A 15,029-nucleotide genomic window follows, 5' to 3' on the forward strand; every position below is an offset into this window, starting at 1 on the left:
GAGGCGGTCGGGCCCGACCGCCCGGCAGCCGGGGCAGCGCCGTGCGTCTGCTGTACGGGGACGGGCGGCGCCGGCGGTGGCTGGGCCCGCTGTCGGCCACGTGCGCGCACCTGTACCGGGTCGTCCTGCGTGCGCCGGGCGAGGTCTGGGCGGTCGGTAACCAGTCCGACGGAGGGGATGGTCCGGCCTGGTGGCCCGCTGGGACGGGTAGTGGACGGATCTGCCGCCGGTCAGGGGGCTGCGTCGGGCATCGGGTCGGCTCAGACCGCGTGGGCGGCGATGATGCGTGCGCATTCCAGGGACTCGGTGTGGGTCGTGTCCACTTCCAGGTCGTAGGTCACGCCCTCGTGCACCATGTCCGCCTGCATCGCGGCCATCCCCCTCACTCGGTCGCCTCGTGCGATCTCCCGGCCGGCGGCGACCGTCGCTGTCGCAGCGGACTCCGACCCACAGGACGGGCAGCCCGTCCAGGGCCTTCTGCCAGCGCTGCTGGGACGCGGCTCCACCGAGGAAGACGTCGTCGATGACGATCCTGGCGCCCGCGCGGGCCATCGCGGCGATGCCCTCTGCCCAGGCCTCGTCCAGGGCGCGGAAGTCCGCCCCGACGCTCACGCCGCCGTCCGGGTCGAACACGATGCCGCCGTCCGCCCCCTGCATCCTCGCCGGCAGGGCATCGACGAACGAGTCACACCCGAACGCCAGCCACGGATCCGGCAGTACGGACTGCAGGCACCGCACGATCCCGGACTTCCCGGAGCTCGAACCACCATTGAGAATGATCACCTGAGTCGTCACCGCGCCACACTAAGGCGCTTCCCCTGCGGCACGAAAAGCTTTTCGGCCCTGCTGGGGGCGCAGCGGTCCCGTCGCCGTCGCGGCGGCCGTCAGACCCCGACCGACTGCCCTGAGCGGCGGGAGCGGGCGAGGGCCTGGCGGCCGAGTGCGGTGGCAATGAGCCCGAGCACCACGGCCATGGCGCCGCCGATCACTCCGTTGCCGGTGCCGGGGCCGCCGTCGGCGAGGGCCAGGTTCAGCGTGCCCACGACGACGCCGGCCAGGCCTGCCGGCAGCGTCGCGACGGCCCCCTTCTTCCTGGTGGCGTCGCCGGCACGGTGCCGGGCGGGTCCTGACGGCTACAGCAGCTCCAGGGAGATGTGCGGGGACAGCGCGCGCAGGAAGTCTGGGGCGTCGAAGATCTTGCCGGCGGAGGCCACGCCGAAGGTCCTGGTCCGGCCGGTGAGGATGCGGTCGACGGCTTCCACGGCGAGGGGGGCGGTGACGGCGTAGATGTCCCGTCCCCTTGCCACGGCGCGGCGTTCGCGGCCGCCGGAGCGTACGACGACGTCGACCAGGAAGGTCTGCGCGGACCGCCCGTGCGCGTCGGCCGGGGCCGGGGGCGGGGTGTCCGGCGCCGCCAGGTCGCGGGCCGCCTCGACCGTCATGTAGGTGCGGACCTCGGGGACGGACAGGTGGCTGGGCACGGTGACGACGTCGGCCATGGTGAACTCGCCGACGACGGGCCGCGGTCCCATCGGGTCGGGGAAGGGCCAGTCAAGGGTGGGCAGGTCGTCGTGGTGGTACTGGAGCCGGCCGCCCGTGAAGCGGACGCGCCGACCGCCGCGCCGCCGGTGGGAGACCGCGCCGGCGGCGCGCGTCCCGGCGGTGGGGTGCCAGTTGCTGAGGCCGTACGCGATGTGCGCCTCGTCGGCCGTCGTCCAGTCGCCCGCCGCGGTGGTCGCCAGGAGGTCGCCGAGGCCGCCGTAGAAGGCCATCGCGGGGACGATCACGGCCCGGGCGGTGCGGGCGCGGTCGGTGAAGTGCGCGAACGTGTCGGCGTTGGCCTCGATCTCGGCCGCGACGTCGACGTAGGGGATGCCGGCGCGCAGGGCCGCCTCGATCACGGGGGCGGCGGTCGTGGCGAAGGGGCCCGCGGTGTTGATCACGGCGGCCGCGCCGGACAGGGCGTTGTCGAGGGCGGCCGGGTCGTCGGCGGCGGCCGGGGAGACGTCCCAGGTGGGTTCGGTGGCGGCCATGGCCTTCAGCTTCTCGGTGTCCCGGCCGACGAGTACCGGGACGAATCCGCGTTCGTGCAGGTGTGCCACCACGAAGCGGCCGGTGTGCCCGTAGGCGCCGAACACGGCCACCCTCTGCTGCGATCCCATGGGTTCTCCCCCGTACGCGAATGATCTGCTGCGGTCCGTGATGAGCATCCTTCCGGGATCTCACGCCGCGTACGAGTGTCCGGAACGACAGCACTCGTACAATTCCGGACGTGGACACTGTCGCGCTGGCCGTCACCGAAGGCATGCTGCACTTCGAACTGTCCTTGGCCCAGGAGGTGTTCGGTGCCGCCCCGGACGGTGTGGCCGGGCCGTGGTACCGCGTCGCCGTGTGCGGGCCGGGGGTCGTGCGGGTCGGCCGGTTCCTGCTGGAGGTCGATCACGGTCTCGACCGGCTGCCGCACGCCGACACCGTGATCGTCCCCGGGTGGGCCGATGTCGAGGTGGATCCGCCCGCGGACCTGGTCGACGCGGTGCGCGCCGCGCACGAGGCGGGCGCGCGCGTGGCCTCCCTGTGCACGGGGGCGTTCGTGCTGGCCGCCGCCGGTCTGCTCGACGGGCGGCGCGCGACGACCCACTGGGCGCACACCCGGGCTCTGGCCGAGCGCCACCCGCGGGTGACGGTGGACCCGGACGTCCTGTACGTCGACGAGGGCAGCGTGCTCACCTCGGCGGGCAAGGCCGCCGCCATGGATCTCTGCCTGCACCTGGTCCGTCTCGACCGCGGCTCGTCCGTGGCCAACGCGGTCGCCCGCCGGCTGGTCGTGCCGCCCCACCGGGACGGTGGCCAGGCCCAGTTCGTCACCACGCCGGTACCCGCTCCGGGCAACCATCCGCTCGCCGAGCTGCTCCCCTGGGTCCTCGAACGGCTCGACCAGCCGCTGACCGTGGAGGACCTGGCCCGGCGGGCGCGGATGAGCTCGCGCCACCTGGGCCGTCACTTCAGGTCGGTGACCGGCACCACCCCTCTCCAGTGGCTCCTGGTCCAACGCATCCGCCGCGCGCAGGAGTTGCTGGAGACCACCGACGACAGTGTCGAAGCCGTCGCGGCCGCCACCGGCATGGGTACGGCGACGACCCTGCGCCGCCACTTCAACCGCACGGTCGGCGTGTCTCCGGACACCTACCGCCGTACGTTCCGTGCACGGAGCCGACCCGGAGCCCCGGAGGGCCTGGCGCTGCCCTAGCGTTCACCCATGGCCTCTGCACCGGACGAACCCGCCGACAGGCAGCCGGTGCTGACCGTCGGCTGCCTGGAGAACCCGCTCGTCGGTGTGCGCTTCTGCGACCGGTTCGCCCTCGACGAGGATTCCGTGCACTACGCGGTCGAGGTCCGGGCTCCGGGCCTGACCGCCCGTGTCGACGAGGTGGTGGCCTGGGTCGGGACCGGCGATCTGGCGGCCTTTCTGGAGGAGCTGGCCGGGGCGTTCCGGGGGTGGGACGGCGAGCGCACCTGGCAGACCGACGACCGGGACCTTGCCGTGTCCGCCGTGCACCACTACGGCGGTCACGTCGGCCTGACCTGGACCCTGCGCCCCTGGCCACGGGCCGCCGGCGGCTGGACCGCCTCGGTGACCACATGGCTGGAGGCCGGCGAGCAGCTGTCGGCCCTCGCGGCGGACGTCCGCCACTTCCTGACAGGGTGAACGACCGTGCCGGCCGACCTCTCGGACACCGGCCCCCCGGCCTCGCGCCTGGGCCGTGCCCGAGCACTTCGTTCCTGCCCGGCGGTCGGCCGACAGGTGCGGTCCTCGTCCTGGGGCGAGGACGACCTCAAGATTGCCGGTACAGGGGTGAGTTCGCCCCTCGAGGGATCGGACCGCCACGGGTTCGGTGTCCGGTCGGCCAGCTTCCGCAGGTCGGGGCGGACCAGTACGGTGACGGGGCGAACGCCCGGTGGGTGTGGTCGTTGTGGCCGGGGTGGACCGGGCCGGGATGTGCGAGTAGCCGTGGGTGCGGGACTGTTGGGCGTGGCGGCACAGGGGCCGGGGATCCGGTGAGGTCGGCGGCGTCGCCGTAGAGGTGGCGGATGGTGGAGGAGCCGCCCACGGCGTTGTCGCAGGCGTAGGAGCGGAAGCCGCTGGGGACGGTGATCGGGGCGTCGCCGTGCTCAGTCCAGCACCGCGATCGCCTCGATCTCCACCAGATGCTCGGGGACGTCCAGTGCGGCCACGCCCAGCAGCGTGGCCGGCGGGACCGGCGTGACGCCCAGCTTCGCGGATGCCCGGGAGATGCCTTCCAGGAGCTGCGGCATCTTGTCGGGGGTCCAATCCACCACGTGGACGGTCAGTTTCGCGACGTCGTCAAAGGAGCCGCCGGCCGCTGCCAGGGCGGTGCCGATGTTGCGGTAGCACTGCTCGACCTGCGCGGCGAGGTCGCCTTCGCCGACCGTCGCTCCCTCGGCGTCCCAGGCGACCTGACCGGCGACGAAGACCAGCCGCGTGCCGGAGGCGACCGCCACCTGCCGGTAGACGTCGACGGTGGGCAGTTCGCCGGGGTTCAACAGAGTGATGCTCATGCCGTGCCATTCCTCTCTTGTGGTTACTCAGGAACCGTAGGAGAGTGTGCGATGACATGGAAGAACGCACTTTTCGGTGACTGGGGAACCTGATGGTGACCAAGCAGCTCGGGGGCTTGCCCGAGGACGCGGATCTGCGGCGCGCGGACTCCCTCGCCCGGGAGATCTTCTCGGACGTCGCCAACAAGTGGGCGTTCCTGATCATCGAGGCGCTCGGTGACAGCACTCTGCGGTTCAGTGAGCTGCGCGACGAGGTAGCGGGCATCAGCCACAAGATGCTCACCCAGAACCTGCGCATGCTGGAGCGCAACGGCCTGCTGTCGCGCGAGGTGCACCCGACCGTGCCGCCGCGGGTCGAGTACACGCTCACCGAACCGGGCCGGGCGCTGCGCGCGACGGTGGACAGCATGTGCGGCTGGACCCAGCGGTACCTCGGCCACATCGAGGCCGCCCGTCACCGGTTCGACGACTGACGGCACCGACGGCTCGGCTCAGGCCGCGTGGAGCCCGGCCGCCCAGGACCAGGTGGTGGCCGCCGAGTTGGCAGCCGGCCGCGGGGTCGCTGGTGGACTGGCCCCGCATCACCGACAGGGCCGGCGTCAGCGGGTGCGGCGGTGGACCCGTGCTTCCCACGGCCGCAGGGTGTGCGGGCTCGTGAGGGGTGAGGTGGCGGGGAGGTTGGCGATGAGGGTGTCGCTGTGGTCCCAGCCGTCGGGCAGGTCGACGGTGAGGGTGGTGCCGCCGAAGTTGGCCAGGACCAGCAGTTCGGTGCCGGTGGCCGGGTCGTGGCGGGTGAAGGCGTAGAGCTGTTCGTGCTCCGGGTGGAGCATGTGGAAGTCGCCGTGGGTGAGGGCGGGTTCGGTGTGGCGCAGCTCGATCAGGCGGCGGTAGTAGTGGAAGACCGAGTCCGGGTCGGCGAGTTGGGCCTTGGCGTTGACGGTCGTGTGATCGGGGTTGACCGCGATCCACGGCGTGCCCGTGGTGAATCCGGCGTGCTCGCCGGCGTCCCACTGCATCGGGGTGCGGGCGTTGTCCCGGCTGCGGCGCCGCAGCCCGTCCAGGATCGTCTCGCCGGCCGTGCCGAGGGCGCTCTGTTCGCGGTGGTGGTTGAGCGACTCGATGTCACGGAAGTCGTCGATCGAGGCGAACGGGGCGTTGGCCATGCCCAGTTCCTCGCCCTGGTAGACGTACGGGGTGCCGCGGTGCAGGTGCAGGACGGTGGCCAGCAGCTTGGCCGAGCGGTCGCGGTGGGCGGGGCTGTCGTCGCCGAAGCGGGAGACGACGCGGGCCTGGTCGTGGTTGTTCCAGTACAGGCTGTTCCAGCCGGTCTCCGCGAGGCCGGTCTGCCAGCGGCCGAGGCTGGCCTTGAGGTCGGTCAGCCGCAGGGGGCGGGCGTCGAACTTGCCGCCGGGGCCCTGGTCCAGGCCGACGTGCTCGAACTGGAAGACCATGTCGAGTTCCCGGCGGGCGGGGTCGGTGAAGAGCTTGGCCTCCTCCACGGTCACCCCGGGCATCTCGCCGACCGTGAGCAGCCGGCGCGGGTGCCGGGCGAAGACCTCGCGGTGCATCTCGGCGATGTACTCGTGGATGCGGGGCCCGCAGACGTAGTACGGGTGGCCGAAGCCGTAGCGGCTGCCTTCGGGGACGATCCCGTCGGGCAGGGCCGGGTCCTTGGAGATCAGATTGATGACGTCCATGCGGAAGCCGTCGACGCCCCGCTGGAGCCACCAGAGCATCATCGCGTGCACGGCCCGGCGGACCTCGGGGTTGTCCCAGTTCAGGTCGGGCTGCTTGCGGGAGAAGGTGTGCAGGTAGTACTCGCCGGACGCCTCGTCGAAGGTCCAGGCGGGGCCGGAGAACCACGACTCCCAGTTGTTGGGCTCCGCGCCGGGGGTGCCGGGCTGCATGCCCTCGCGCGGCGGGCGCCAGATGTACCAGTCCCGCCGGGGGCCGGTCGGGCCGCCGTCGCGGGAGGCGGTGAACCAGGCGTGTTCGTCGCTGGTGTGGTTGACGACCAGGTCCATCACGAGCTTCATGCCGCGTCCGTGCACGGCCTCCAGGAGCCGGTCGAAGTCGGCCAGTGTGCCGAAGAGCGGATCGATGTCCTGGTAGTCGCTGATGTCGTAGCCGTTGTCGTCGTGCGGTGAGGGGTAGACCGGGGAGAGCCACAGCACGTCGACCCCCAGCTGGGCCAGGTAGTCGAGGCGCTCGACGATGCCGGGCAGGTCCCCGATGCCGTCGGAGTCGGAGTCGGCGAAGCTGCGGGGGTAGATCTGGTAGACCACCGCGTCGCTCCACCAGGCGGCTGCGGGGCCGGCCACGTTTCGGGCACGTCAAAGGTCATCGAATGTCCTCGGGTACTGGTACGGGGGTGGCTTGTCGGTGTGTGCCGGGGCAAGGACATGGCCGGGCCGAACAGGTCGTGGGCGACTGCGCCCTCCCCGGCGATGATGACCTTCTGCCCGTTCAGCGGGGTGCACAGACCGGAGAGCCCTCACCCGAGAGCCGGGCCGGCCCCGGCGCACGCGCAGCGGGCCGGCCACGTCGGCCTTGCTCCGGTCGAGCAGGGCCGCGCAGCGGCAAACGCCCGGCCCGGAGCCGACGTGGCGTCGGGGCCCTCGCCCCCGTCGGCACGGCGGCCGCGACGCCCGGGGCGTTCACCGCCCGCGGCACGCCGTTGCGGACGTGGTGGCACGACGACCACGAGTTCCCCCTCCGGCGCGGTCGTCCGCGTCGCCTGTGGTGCTCGTCGCAGTCACCGGGCCCCCCTGACAGGCTCTCGACATGGGCGGTTAGCATATGAGCACCCTCTAGCTCGAAAGAGACTTCTCTGTGACTGTCAACGACGACTCGTTCACCAACTGGAAGAACCGCGAGGAGATCGCGGAGTCGATGATCCCGATCATCGGGAAACTGCACCGCGAGCGGGACGTCACGGTCCTGCTGCACAGCCGCTCCTTGGTGAACAAGTCGGTGGTGAGCATCCTCAAGACCCACCGGTTCGCCCGCCAGATCGCCGGTGAGGAACTGTCGGTCACCGACACGCTGCCCTTCCTCAAGGCGCTGACCGCTCTCGACCTCGGCCCGTCCCAGATCGACATCGGCATGCTGGCCGCGACGTACCAGTCGGACGACCGGGGCCTGTCGGTGGCGGAGTTCACCGCCGAGGCGGTGGCCGGTGCCACCGGCGCCAACAAGATCGAGCGCAGCGAGGGCCGCGACGTCGTCCTCTACGGCTTCGGGCGCATCGGTCGTCTGGTCGCCCGCCTGCTCATCGAGAAGGCCGGCTCGGGCAACGGGCTGCGGCTGCGCGCCATCGTCGTGCGGGGCGGTGGCGAGCAGGATCTCGTCAAGCGCGCCTCGCTGCTGCGCCGGGACTCCATCCACGGCCAGTTCCAGGGCACGATCACGGTCGACGAGGCGAACAGCACGATCATCGCCAACGGCAACGAGATCAAGGTCATCTACGCGGGGGACCCGTCGGAGATCGACTACACGGCGTACGGCATCAAGGACGCCATCCTCATCGACAACACCGGCAAGTGGCGGGACCGCGAGGGGCTGTCCCAGCACCTGCGTCCCGGTGTCGACAAGGTCGTTCTGACCGCGCCGGGCAAGGGCGACGTCCCGAACATCGTGCACGGCGTCAACCACGACACGATCAAGCCGGACGAGCAGGTCCTGTCCTGCGCGTCCTGCACCACCAACGCGATCGTGCCGCCGCTGAAGGCGATGGCCGACGAGTACGGGGTGCTGCGCGGGCACGTGGAGACCGTCCACTCGTTCACCAACGACCAGAACCTGCTGGACAACTATCACAAGTCGGACCGCCGTGGCCGTTCGGCGCCGCTGAACATGGTCATCACGGAGACCGGCGCGGCCTCCGCCGTCGCCAAGGCGCTGCCGGACCTCAAGGCGAAGATCACCGGCAGCTCGATCCGGGTCCCGGTGCCGGACGTCTCGATCGCGATCCTGAACCTTCAGCTCGGGCGCGAGACCAGCCGCGAGGAGGTCCTGGACTACCTGCGCAACGTGTCGCTGACCTCGCCGCTCAAGCGTCAGATCGACTTCATCACCGCCCCCGACGCGGTCTCGAACGACTTCATCGGCTCGCGTCACGCCTCGATCGTCGACGCAGGCGCCACCAAGGTCGAGGGCGACAACGCCATCCTCTACCTCTGGTACGACAACGAGTTCGGCTACTCCTGCCAGGTCATCCGGGTCGTCCAGTACGTCTCCGGCGTGGAGTACCCGACGTACCCGGCTCCGGCGGTCTGATCCGCGCAGGCGCCGGGCGGGCGGCGGCGGAGCTTCCGCCGCCGCCCGCCCACGTCCGTGCCCCGGGTTAGTCCGCGCCCACCGCGGGCACTCGGCGCCCGCGGCGGATCCGTACCCTGGCCGCCGCCTTCAGGCTGGAGGTACTGATATGGGACACGGCGGAAACGTCATCGACGAGCTCATGACCGACCACCGAGAGGTCGAGGAGCTGTTCGGCAAGATCGCCGGGCTGCCGAGCGGCCACGAGGACCGCAAGCTCTACGCCGACCAGGCCACCATGGAGCTGGTGCGGCACTCGGTCGCCGAGGAGGCCTATCTCTACCCGGCCGTGCGCGAGCACCTCCCCGACGGGGACAGGCTGGCCGACAAGGAGATAGAAGACCACTCCAAGGCCGAGCTGATCATGAAGGACCTGGAGGGGTGCGACGCCGGCGATCCCGAGTTCGACCGGCTCATCAACCGGCTCATGAGCGAGATCCGCACCCATGTCGCCGACGAGGAGCGCAACCTCTTCCCGCAACTGCGCTCGGCGTGCACCCCCGAGACGCTCGACTCCCTGGGCGACAAGGTGCGACAGGCGAAGAAGGTGGCGCCGACGCGCCCGCACCCCTCGGCCCCGGACCGGCCGCCGGCCAACAAGATGCTGGCCCCCGGCGCCGGACTCGTCGACCGGCTGCGTGACGCGCTGACCGGCCGCGGGAAGAAGAGCTGAAGCCCGGGCTCAGGCCGTCTGCGGTCTCCCGCCAGGGGTGAAGCCCGGGCTCAGGCCGCCTGTGGTCTCCTGCCAGGGCTAAACCCCCGGCTCAGGCCGCCTGCGGTTCTCCCGCGCCGAGCCGGTCGACCAGGAGGTCCCGGTGCAGGTCGGCGACCGGCGCCAGCAGATCGGGGTGGCGCAGGAGAGCCGCGGCCCGCCGGTCGGTCTCGTCCGGCGCAAGCAGGCGCCGGAACTCCACCGGCGTCGCCTCGGCATGGCCGGTGTCACGCACCGCTGCCGCCGCCACGCCGGCCAGCTCCGGGTCGGTCAGCAGGCAGGCGGCCCAGCTCGCCACGACCTCGTCCACCCACGTCCGCCAGGCCTGCCCCTCGGGGTCCGACTCCGCCGCCCCGTCCGCGCCGGTGGTCCAGTCGAGCCGGGCGGAGCCGCCGGGCCCGGCCATGGCTGCAAGGGCCGCGTCCATCGGCGTGGGATAGCGCAGCCAGGCGGCGACCGTGACGGCCTGACGCGCCTGGACGTCGCACAGGGCGGCGGCCAGCGCTCCGCCGCTCGGCGGAAACGCGCACGTCAGCCATCGGGCGGTCGCCGCGATGAGCGAGGAGAAGTCCGAGAGCACAGGCAGGCCGTCCGAGCTGCTTGAGGTGGGGCGGGAATACCTCTCTCACGGTAATGTCCCCTCCCCCGCGCGAAACAGTGCCCGCGGCACCTGGCCAAGTGCTCTCGCCCACAGTGGCCCTCAGTCCATCAGCCCGGCCGCGAGCGTCGCCCCGAGTTCCCAGCACGCCTCGACGTCGGCCCGGTCCGGCTCGCCGGTCACCGTCACGGCATCGGCGGCGCGCCGCCAGCCGAGACCGGTGGTGACGGTCTCGACGGACTTCACCGCTCCCGTGACGTCGTTGCCGCCGTGCACGTAGTAGCCGAAGGGGCGGCCCCGCGTGGCGTCCAGGCACGGGTAGTAGACCTGGTCGAAGAAATGCTTGAGGGCGCCGGACATGTAGCCGAGGTTCGCCGGGGTGCCGAGCAGGTAGGCGTCGGCGGCCAGGACGTCGGAGGCGGTCGCGGCGAGCGCCGCGCGCCGCACCACCCGTACGTTCTCGATCTCGGGTGCGGTCGCTCCGGAGACGACCGCCTCGAGGAGGGCCTGGCAGTTGGGTGAGGGCGTGTGGTGCACGATCAGCAGGGTTGCCACACGACCCCACCCTGCCGTGGCGAACCCGGTCGCCGCAAGCCGGGCTCGTTGCCTCCGGTGATCTCCACCCCGCTCTTTTCTCACGGAATTCCCAGGCGTCGGCCATGACTGGTCCACGGTTCAACAGCGGTAGGGTCAAGGGACGTCAACGGGAGGAAAAGTGCTGCGCGTACGGTGAGCAGGGAGGCGTGCGTCATGGACTGGAGCGGCCTGGAGGTCCGTCGCGTGGCCCGCGGGATCCGACGGCGGATCCGGAAGCGGGTCGTGCGCCCCGTTCCGCGGTCGGCCCACCGGCTCGTACCGGACCCGGTGTTCGTCCTCTCCTCCGTCCGCTCGGGCTCCACGCTCCTGCGGGTACTGCTCAACAGCCACCCCCGGATCCGTGCCCCGCACGAGATGCACCTGCGCACGCTGACCGTCGGTCTCGGCAAGCCGTACACGAAGAAGGCGATGAGCGAACTCGACCTCGATCAGCGGGAGTTGGAGTTCCTGCTGTGGGACCGGATCCTGCACCGGGAGCTGGTGCGCAGCGGGAAGCAGATCATCGTGGACAAGACACCGGGCAATGCCGCGGTGTGGGAGCGGCTGCACGAGGGCTGGCCGCGGGCGCGGTACATCTTCCTGCTGCGCCATCCGGCGTCGATGGTCGACTCGCTCATCGCGGGCCGTCCGGACCGGGATCCGGAGGCGACCGTGCGCGAGGTGCTCGGGTACGTGGAGGCGGTCGAGGCGGCCCGCACCGCGCTGCCCGGACTGACCGTCCGCTACGAGGAACTCACCGAGCGACCCGTCGAGGTCACCCAGGAGATATGCGCGTTCCTCGGCGTGGAGTGGACGCCCCGCATGCTGGACTACCGGAGGGTCGATCACGGTCCGTTCGTGCCGTTCATCGGCGACTGGAGCGACACCATCAAGTCCGGAAGGGTCCAGAAGGCCCGGCCGCTCCCCGATCCGGCCGACGTTCCTCCGGCGCTGCGCGACATCGCCCGTACCTGGGGATACCCGAGTTGAGTGATCCGAGGTGCCGCTGCACCTGCCCGGGAGCGACGGTGTGGGTGACCGGCCGGCCGACCGCCGACCGCCTGGCAGCCGCCTACGCGCTGGCGGAACGGCTCCAGGCCGAGCGGCGGCGGGTGGAGGTGCTCGACCGGTACGACGACCTGTGTGCCGACCCGGGCCGTCTGGGCCTGGTGGCCGAGGTGCTCGCGCGCAACGGGGTGGTGGTGATAGTCCCGTGCGCCGCGGAGAGCGCGCCCGCGGTGCGTTCACGGCACGCGGCGAGCGGTACCCGGTACCTGGAGGTGTCCGTCACCGGGCGCACCAGTCCGGAGGAGTCGGCGGCGGCGGTCCACGGACTGCTCACCGCGCCCGACTGACGGACGCGGTGCCATGCGGGTCACATCAGGACCGTCCAGGTTTACGGGCCTGCGCAGCCGTCGCTACGGTGGCCCACACGCCCGACACACGGGTCACATAGGCAACTTCCGTTAGAGGTGTTCTGCTCTGTCTGGGTTCCATCAGGAAGGAATCACGCAGCAATCGCTGCTCAAGCGCATACCCGGGCAGGCTCCGCCGCCCGCGGAGGCCGACTCGGCGCAGGCCGGGCGGGCCGCCGAGCCGGGCAAGCAGAGAGACGCCTTCTTCGACAACGCCAAGTATCTGGCGATCGTGCTGGTGGCGATCGGGCACGCCTGGGAGCCGCTGCGGTCCGAGAGCCGGACGGTGACCGCGCTCTACATGTTCGTCTACGCCTTCCACATGCCGGCGTTCATCGTGATCTCCGGCTACTTCTCCCGGAGCTTCGACGCGAGCCCGGGGCGCATCAAGCGGCTGGTGTCGGGCGTCGTCGTGCCGTACGTGGTCTTCGAGGTGGCGTACACCTTCTTCACCCGGTGGAGCGACAACGAGCCGGAGCGGCAGATCACCCTGCTGGATCCGCTGTATCTGACCTGGTTCCTGGCGGCGTTGTTCATCTGGCGGCTGACCACTCCGCTGTGGAACGCGGTACGCCGGCCCCTGCCGTTGGCCCTCGCCATCGCGATGCTGGCCAGTGTGACGCCGTCCATCGGCGACGACCTGGATCTGCAGCGCGTTCTTCAGTTCCTGCCCTACTTCGTACTCGGGCTGTGCCTGAAACCGCACCACTTCGAGCTGCTGCGCCGCCGTGAGGTGCGACTGCTGGCCCTGCCCGTCCTGCTCTGCGCCACGGTCGTGGCCTACTGGGCGGTCCCGCGGATGAACTACGCCTGGTTCTTCCACCGCAGCAGCGCGCAGCAGCTCGCCGCGCCGGCCTGGTCCGGGCCCGTCATGACGCTGGCCATCTTCGGCTGTTCGGTCGTGCTGGTCGCCTGCTTCCTGGCCCTGGTGCCGAGGCGCGCCATGTGGTTCACGGCGCTGGGCGCGGGCACGCTGTACGGCTATCTGCTGCACGGCTTCGCCATCCAGGCCGCCAACCACTGGCACTGGTCGGACCACGGCTGGTTCCACGAGCCGCTCGGGGAGATCACGGTCACCCTGATCGCCGCGGCGGTCATGACGGTGCTGTGCACGCCGCCGGTGCGACGCCTCTTCCGCCCCGTCATGGAGCCGACGTTGGACTGGGCCTTCCGCCGGCAGGGGTCGTCGGCGGCCGACCGGCGCCGGTGAGGCGGCCCTGAACGGGCCGCGGCAGAACGTGACCGGGCGGCCGGGCTGTGGGACAGCCCGGCCGCCCGGTCCCTGTGCGAGCCGCTCGCTCGGGGGCGCTCAGCGTCGGTAGGCGTCCTTCGCCTTCTCCTTGCCCTGGCGGACGTCGCCCTTGGCCTGTTCCGCCCGGCCCTCGGCCGTCATGCGCTCGTTGCCCGTCGCGCGACCGGCCGCTTCCTTGGCCTTGCCCTTTGCCTGTTCCATCTTGGCCTTGGCCTTCTGCTCTCCACTCATGGCGTTTCTCCTCCCCGCGCCGTGCTCGATTCCTCTGCTGCACCACCGGGTGAACCGGGGACGCGGGCCCTAAACGAACGACGGCACAACCACAGCCGGCGGCCCGCCGTCCTAGGACACCGACGCGCCCGCGCTGACCTTGGCGACCGCCGCGGAGACCTGCTTCTGCAGGGGCTCGCTCAGCGCCTCTCCCCCGACGGTGGCGACCAGGTCGCGGGCGAGGTGGTGGAGCTTGGTGTTGGAGTTCTGGGACGCCGTGACCAGGACCTCCCAGGCGTCCTCGGGCCTGAGACCGAAGGAGGCCATCAGGATGCCCCGGGCCAGGTCGATGGTCGGCCGGGTCTGCATCGCGCGCCGGAGCTGGACGACTTCGATCCGCAGGTCCTGCAACATGCTCTCGTCCTCGCTCTCGTCGAGGTCGGTGGGGTTCCAAGCCTCCCCGGCGTCGTCGGCGTCGACGTCCGTGGGAGCGAACAACGACACGGTGCCGGTCAGGGTGAGCAGGCGTTCGACCGCGGGGCCGGCGTCGCGGACGACGAGCGTCTTCCCCTCCCGCAGGGCGCGGGCGCGCAGCCCGAGCATGACGTTGAGCGCGGAGCAGTCGCAGAACGCGACATGGCTCAGGTCCAGGTCCACGCCCTGGACGGAGCGGATGAGCGCCTGGCGCAGCGACTGCTCCAGGTCCTGGGCCGCGTCCAGGTCCAGTTCCCCGCATACGGCCATGGTGACGCGGTCACCGTCGGGTCTGATGTCGATCTTGGGCGCGCAGGGCACGTGCCGCGCCGCGTTGCTACCAGCCGCCGCGTCCTCTGAGGCGCCCTCCACCCGGGGCGACATCTCATACGCAGGCTCCGGCATGACCGCCTCCCCGGTCATTGAAGTGCGTGGTCGCTTCCAGCCTCACCCCACCACCCGTAACACGTCAAGATATACATGAAATCTGCTTCCGGTTTTTGAATACAGGAATGATCGGCCGTACAATCCTCCCATGGAGGGAGTTCCCGAGCCACACAACGGGTGGACGTTCCTGACCAACCACGCCCGTGTACTGGCCGCCATCGCCGACGACCACAACGTCCGTATCCGCGACATCGCCGCACGCTGCCGGCTCACCGAGCGGGCCGTACAGAAGATCATTTCCGATCTGGAGCAGGACGGCTACCTCTCCCACACCCGAGAGGGCCGCAGCAACACCTACCGGATCGACCCCAGCAGGGTGCTGCGCCATCCGGCCGAAGCCGGGCTGACCGTGGCGTCCCTGCTCACGCTCCTCGTCCAGGACGAGGCCGACCGTACAGCGCAGCCCGACCGCAGGATGTCCGCCGACATCAACCGGTAACGGCGCCCCGC

Annotated in this window: 17 protein-coding genes and 2 pseudogenes; 9 read left to right on the top strand and 10 right to left on the bottom strand. The window is 71.0% G+C overall.

The window, feature by feature from the left end:
• Positions 1 to 260: 260 nt before the first annotated feature.
• The 3 genes and pseudogenes from cpt to ICC28_RS34545 form a co-directional block, all read right to left on the bottom strand.
• Positions 261 to 795: pseudogene (gene cpt, locus ICC28_RS34535) on the bottom strand (chloramphenicol phosphotransferase CPT).
• Positions 796 to 884: 89 nt separating this feature from the next.
• Positions 885 to 1,106, bottom strand: a pseudogene (locus tag ICC28_RS34540) (DUF6223 family protein); the annotation flags it as partial.
• A gap of 27 nt (positions 1,107 to 1,133) precedes the next feature.
• On the bottom strand, positions 1,134 to 2,162 hold the full coding sequence (locus ICC28_RS34545) for a saccharopine dehydrogenase NADP-binding domain-containing protein (protein ID WP_188292761.1): 1,029 nt from the start codon (positions 2,160 to 2,162) through the stop codon (positions 1,134 to 1,136).
• 110 nt (positions 2,163 to 2,272) lie between these two features.
• On the opposite strand from ICC28_RS34545, the gene ICC28_RS34550 reads away from it, so the two are divergent.
• Together ICC28_RS34550 and ICC28_RS34555 are read left to right on the top strand one after the other, a co-directional pair.
• The gene (locus ICC28_RS34550; protein ID WP_188292762.1) at positions 2,273 to 3,247 is read left to right on the top strand and encodes a helix-turn-helix domain-containing protein; all 975 of its coding nucleotides are present in this window, start codon (positions 2,273 to 2,275) and stop codon (positions 3,245 to 3,247) included.
• A gap of 9 nt (positions 3,248 to 3,256) precedes the next feature.
• Positions 3,257 to 3,706 carry a DUF6228 family protein gene (locus ICC28_RS34555; protein ID WP_188292763.1) on the top strand — a complete coding sequence of 150 codons (450 nt, stop codon included), beginning with the start codon at positions 3,257 to 3,259 and terminating at the stop codon, positions 3,704 to 3,706.
• 127 nt (positions 3,707 to 3,833) lie between these two features.
• On the opposite strand, the gene ICC28_RS34560 is transcribed toward ICC28_RS34555, so the two are convergent.
• On the bottom strand, positions 3,834 to 4,208 hold the full coding sequence (locus ICC28_RS34560) for a D-Ala-D-Ala carboxypeptidase family metallohydrolase (protein ID WP_317454152.1): 375 nt from the start codon (positions 4,206 to 4,208) through the stop codon (positions 3,834 to 3,836).
• Positions 4,171 to 4,578 carry a RidA family protein gene (locus ICC28_RS34565; protein ID WP_188292764.1) on the bottom strand — a complete coding sequence of 136 codons (408 nt, stop codon included), beginning with the start codon at positions 4,576 to 4,578 and terminating at the stop codon, positions 4,171 to 4,173. Before ICC28_RS34565 ends, ICC28_RS34560 begins: the two co-directional genes overlap by 38 nt.
• A gap of 92 nt (positions 4,579 to 4,670) precedes the next feature.
• Here ICC28_RS34565 and ICC28_RS34570 point away from each other — a divergent pair, with 92 nt between their 5' ends.
• Entirely contained in the window at positions 4,671 to 5,051 is a 381-nt protein-coding gene (locus ICC28_RS34570) for a winged helix-turn-helix transcriptional regulator (RefSeq protein ID WP_188292765.1), read from the top strand.
• 126 nt (positions 5,052 to 5,177) lie between these two features.
• On the opposite strand, the gene ICC28_RS34575 is transcribed toward ICC28_RS34570, so the two are convergent.
• Positions 5,178 to 6,899, bottom strand: a complete 1,722-nt coding sequence (locus ICC28_RS34575) for an alpha-glucosidase (RefSeq protein WP_188292766.1) — start codon at positions 6,897 to 6,899, stop codon at positions 5,178 to 5,180.
• Positions 6,900 to 7,410: 511 nt separating this feature from the next.
• Between ICC28_RS34575 and ICC28_RS34580 the strand changes: the two genes are divergently transcribed.
• Positions 7,411 to 8,856, top strand: coding sequence for a glyceraldehyde-3-phosphate dehydrogenase (locus ICC28_RS34580; RefSeq protein ID WP_188292767.1), 1,446 nt, complete (start codon positions 7,411 to 7,413; stop codon positions 8,854 to 8,856).
• 148 nt (positions 8,857 to 9,004) lie between these two features.
• Entirely contained in the window at positions 9,005 to 9,568 is a 564-nt protein-coding gene (locus tag ICC28_RS34585; RefSeq protein WP_188292768.1) for a hemerythrin domain-containing protein, read from the top strand.
• A gap of 91 nt (positions 9,569 to 9,659) precedes the next feature.
• On the opposite strand, the gene ICC28_RS34590 is transcribed toward ICC28_RS34585, so the two are convergent.
• On the bottom strand, positions 9,660 to 10,187 hold the full coding sequence (locus tag ICC28_RS34590) for a hypothetical protein (protein WP_188292769.1): 528 nt from the start codon (positions 10,185 to 10,187) through the stop codon (positions 9,660 to 9,662).
• A 120-nt stretch (positions 10,188 to 10,307) separates the two neighbouring features.
• On the bottom strand, positions 10,308 to 10,760 hold the full coding sequence (locus ICC28_RS34595) for a flavodoxin family protein (RefSeq protein ID WP_188292770.1): 453 nt from the start codon (positions 10,758 to 10,760) through the stop codon (positions 10,308 to 10,310).
• A 195-nt stretch (positions 10,761 to 10,955) separates the two neighbouring features.
• Here ICC28_RS34595 and ICC28_RS34600 point away from each other — a divergent pair, with 195 nt between their 5' ends.
• The 3 genes from ICC28_RS34600 to ICC28_RS34610 all read left to right on the top strand — a co-directional run bounded on the left by ICC28_RS34600 (position 10,956) and on the right by ICC28_RS34610 (position 13,406).
• The gene (locus ICC28_RS34600) at positions 10,956 to 11,771 is read left to right on the top strand and encodes a sulfotransferase family protein (protein WP_188292771.1); all 816 of its coding nucleotides are present in this window, start codon (positions 10,956 to 10,958) and stop codon (positions 11,769 to 11,771) included.
• A gap of 44 nt (positions 11,772 to 11,815) precedes the next feature.
• On the top strand, positions 11,816 to 12,136 hold the full coding sequence (locus tag ICC28_RS34605; RefSeq protein ID WP_188292772.1) for a hypothetical protein: 321 nt from the start codon (positions 11,816 to 11,818) through the stop codon (positions 12,134 to 12,136).
• Between the two features lie 178 nt (positions 12,137 to 12,314).
• Entirely contained in the window at positions 12,315 to 13,406 is a 1,092-nt protein-coding gene (locus tag ICC28_RS34610) for an acyltransferase family protein (RefSeq protein ID WP_188292851.1), read from the top strand.
• 99 nt (positions 13,407 to 13,505) lie between these two features.
• Here the strand turns inward: ICC28_RS34610 and ICC28_RS34615 are convergent, their stop codons facing one another.
• Both ICC28_RS34615 and ICC28_RS34620 read right to left on the bottom strand, forming a co-directional pair.
• On the bottom strand, positions 13,506 to 13,679 hold the full coding sequence (locus ICC28_RS34615; protein ID WP_188292773.1) for a CsbD family protein: 174 nt from the start codon (positions 13,677 to 13,679) through the stop codon (positions 13,506 to 13,508).
• Positions 13,680 to 13,790: 111 nt separating this feature from the next.
• Entirely contained in the window at positions 13,791 to 14,537 is a 747-nt protein-coding gene (locus ICC28_RS34620) for an ANTAR domain-containing protein (protein ID WP_223190301.1), read from the bottom strand.
• A gap of 130 nt (positions 14,538 to 14,667) precedes the next feature.
• On the opposite strand from ICC28_RS34620, the gene ICC28_RS34625 reads away from it, so the two are divergent.
• Positions 14,668 to 15,018 (top strand): helix-turn-helix transcriptional regulator, encoded by a 351-nt coding sequence (locus ICC28_RS34625; RefSeq protein ID WP_188292774.1) that lies wholly within the window; start codon positions 14,668 to 14,670, stop codon positions 15,016 to 15,018.
• Positions 15,019 to 15,029: the final 11 nt, after the last annotated feature.

The organism is Streptomyces sp. TRM68416, assembly GCF_014596915.1.
Classification (GTDB): domain Bacteria; phylum Actinomycetota; class Actinomycetes; order Streptomycetales; family Streptomycetaceae; genus Streptomyces.

Coding starts and splice junctions, on each gene's coding strand:
- ICC28_RS34545 (WP_188292761.1), bottom strand. CDS start 2,162: ATGGGATCGCAGCAGAGGGTGGCCGTGTTCGGCGCCTACGGGCACACC.
- ICC28_RS34555 (WP_188292763.1), top strand. CDS start 3,257: ATGGCCTCTGCACCGGACGAACCCGCCGACAGGCAGCCGGTGCTGACC.
- ICC28_RS34565 (WP_188292764.1), bottom strand. CDS start 4,578: ATGAGCATCACTCTGTTGAACCCCGGCGAACTGCCCACCGTCGACGTC.
- ICC28_RS34570 (WP_188292765.1), top strand. CDS start 4,671: ATGGTGACCAAGCAGCTCGGGGGCTTGCCCGAGGACGCGGATCTGCGG.
- ICC28_RS34585 (WP_188292768.1), top strand. CDS start 9,005: ATGGGACACGGCGGAAACGTCATCGACGAGCTCATGACCGACCACCGA.
- ICC28_RS34600 (WP_188292771.1), top strand. CDS start 10,956: ATGGACTGGAGCGGCCTGGAGGTCCGTCGCGTGGCCCGCGGGATCCGA.
- ICC28_RS34615 (WP_188292773.1), bottom strand. CDS start 13,679: ATGAGTGGAGAGCAGAAGGCCAAGGCCAAGATGGAACAGGCAAAGGGC.
- ICC28_RS34620 (WP_223190301.1), bottom strand. CDS start 14,537: ATGCCGGAGCCTGCGTATGAGATGTCGCCCCGGGTGGAGGGCGCCTCA.
- ICC28_RS34625 (WP_188292774.1), top strand. CDS start 14,668: ATGGAGGGAGTTCCCGAGCCACACAACGGGTGGACGTTCCTGACCAAC.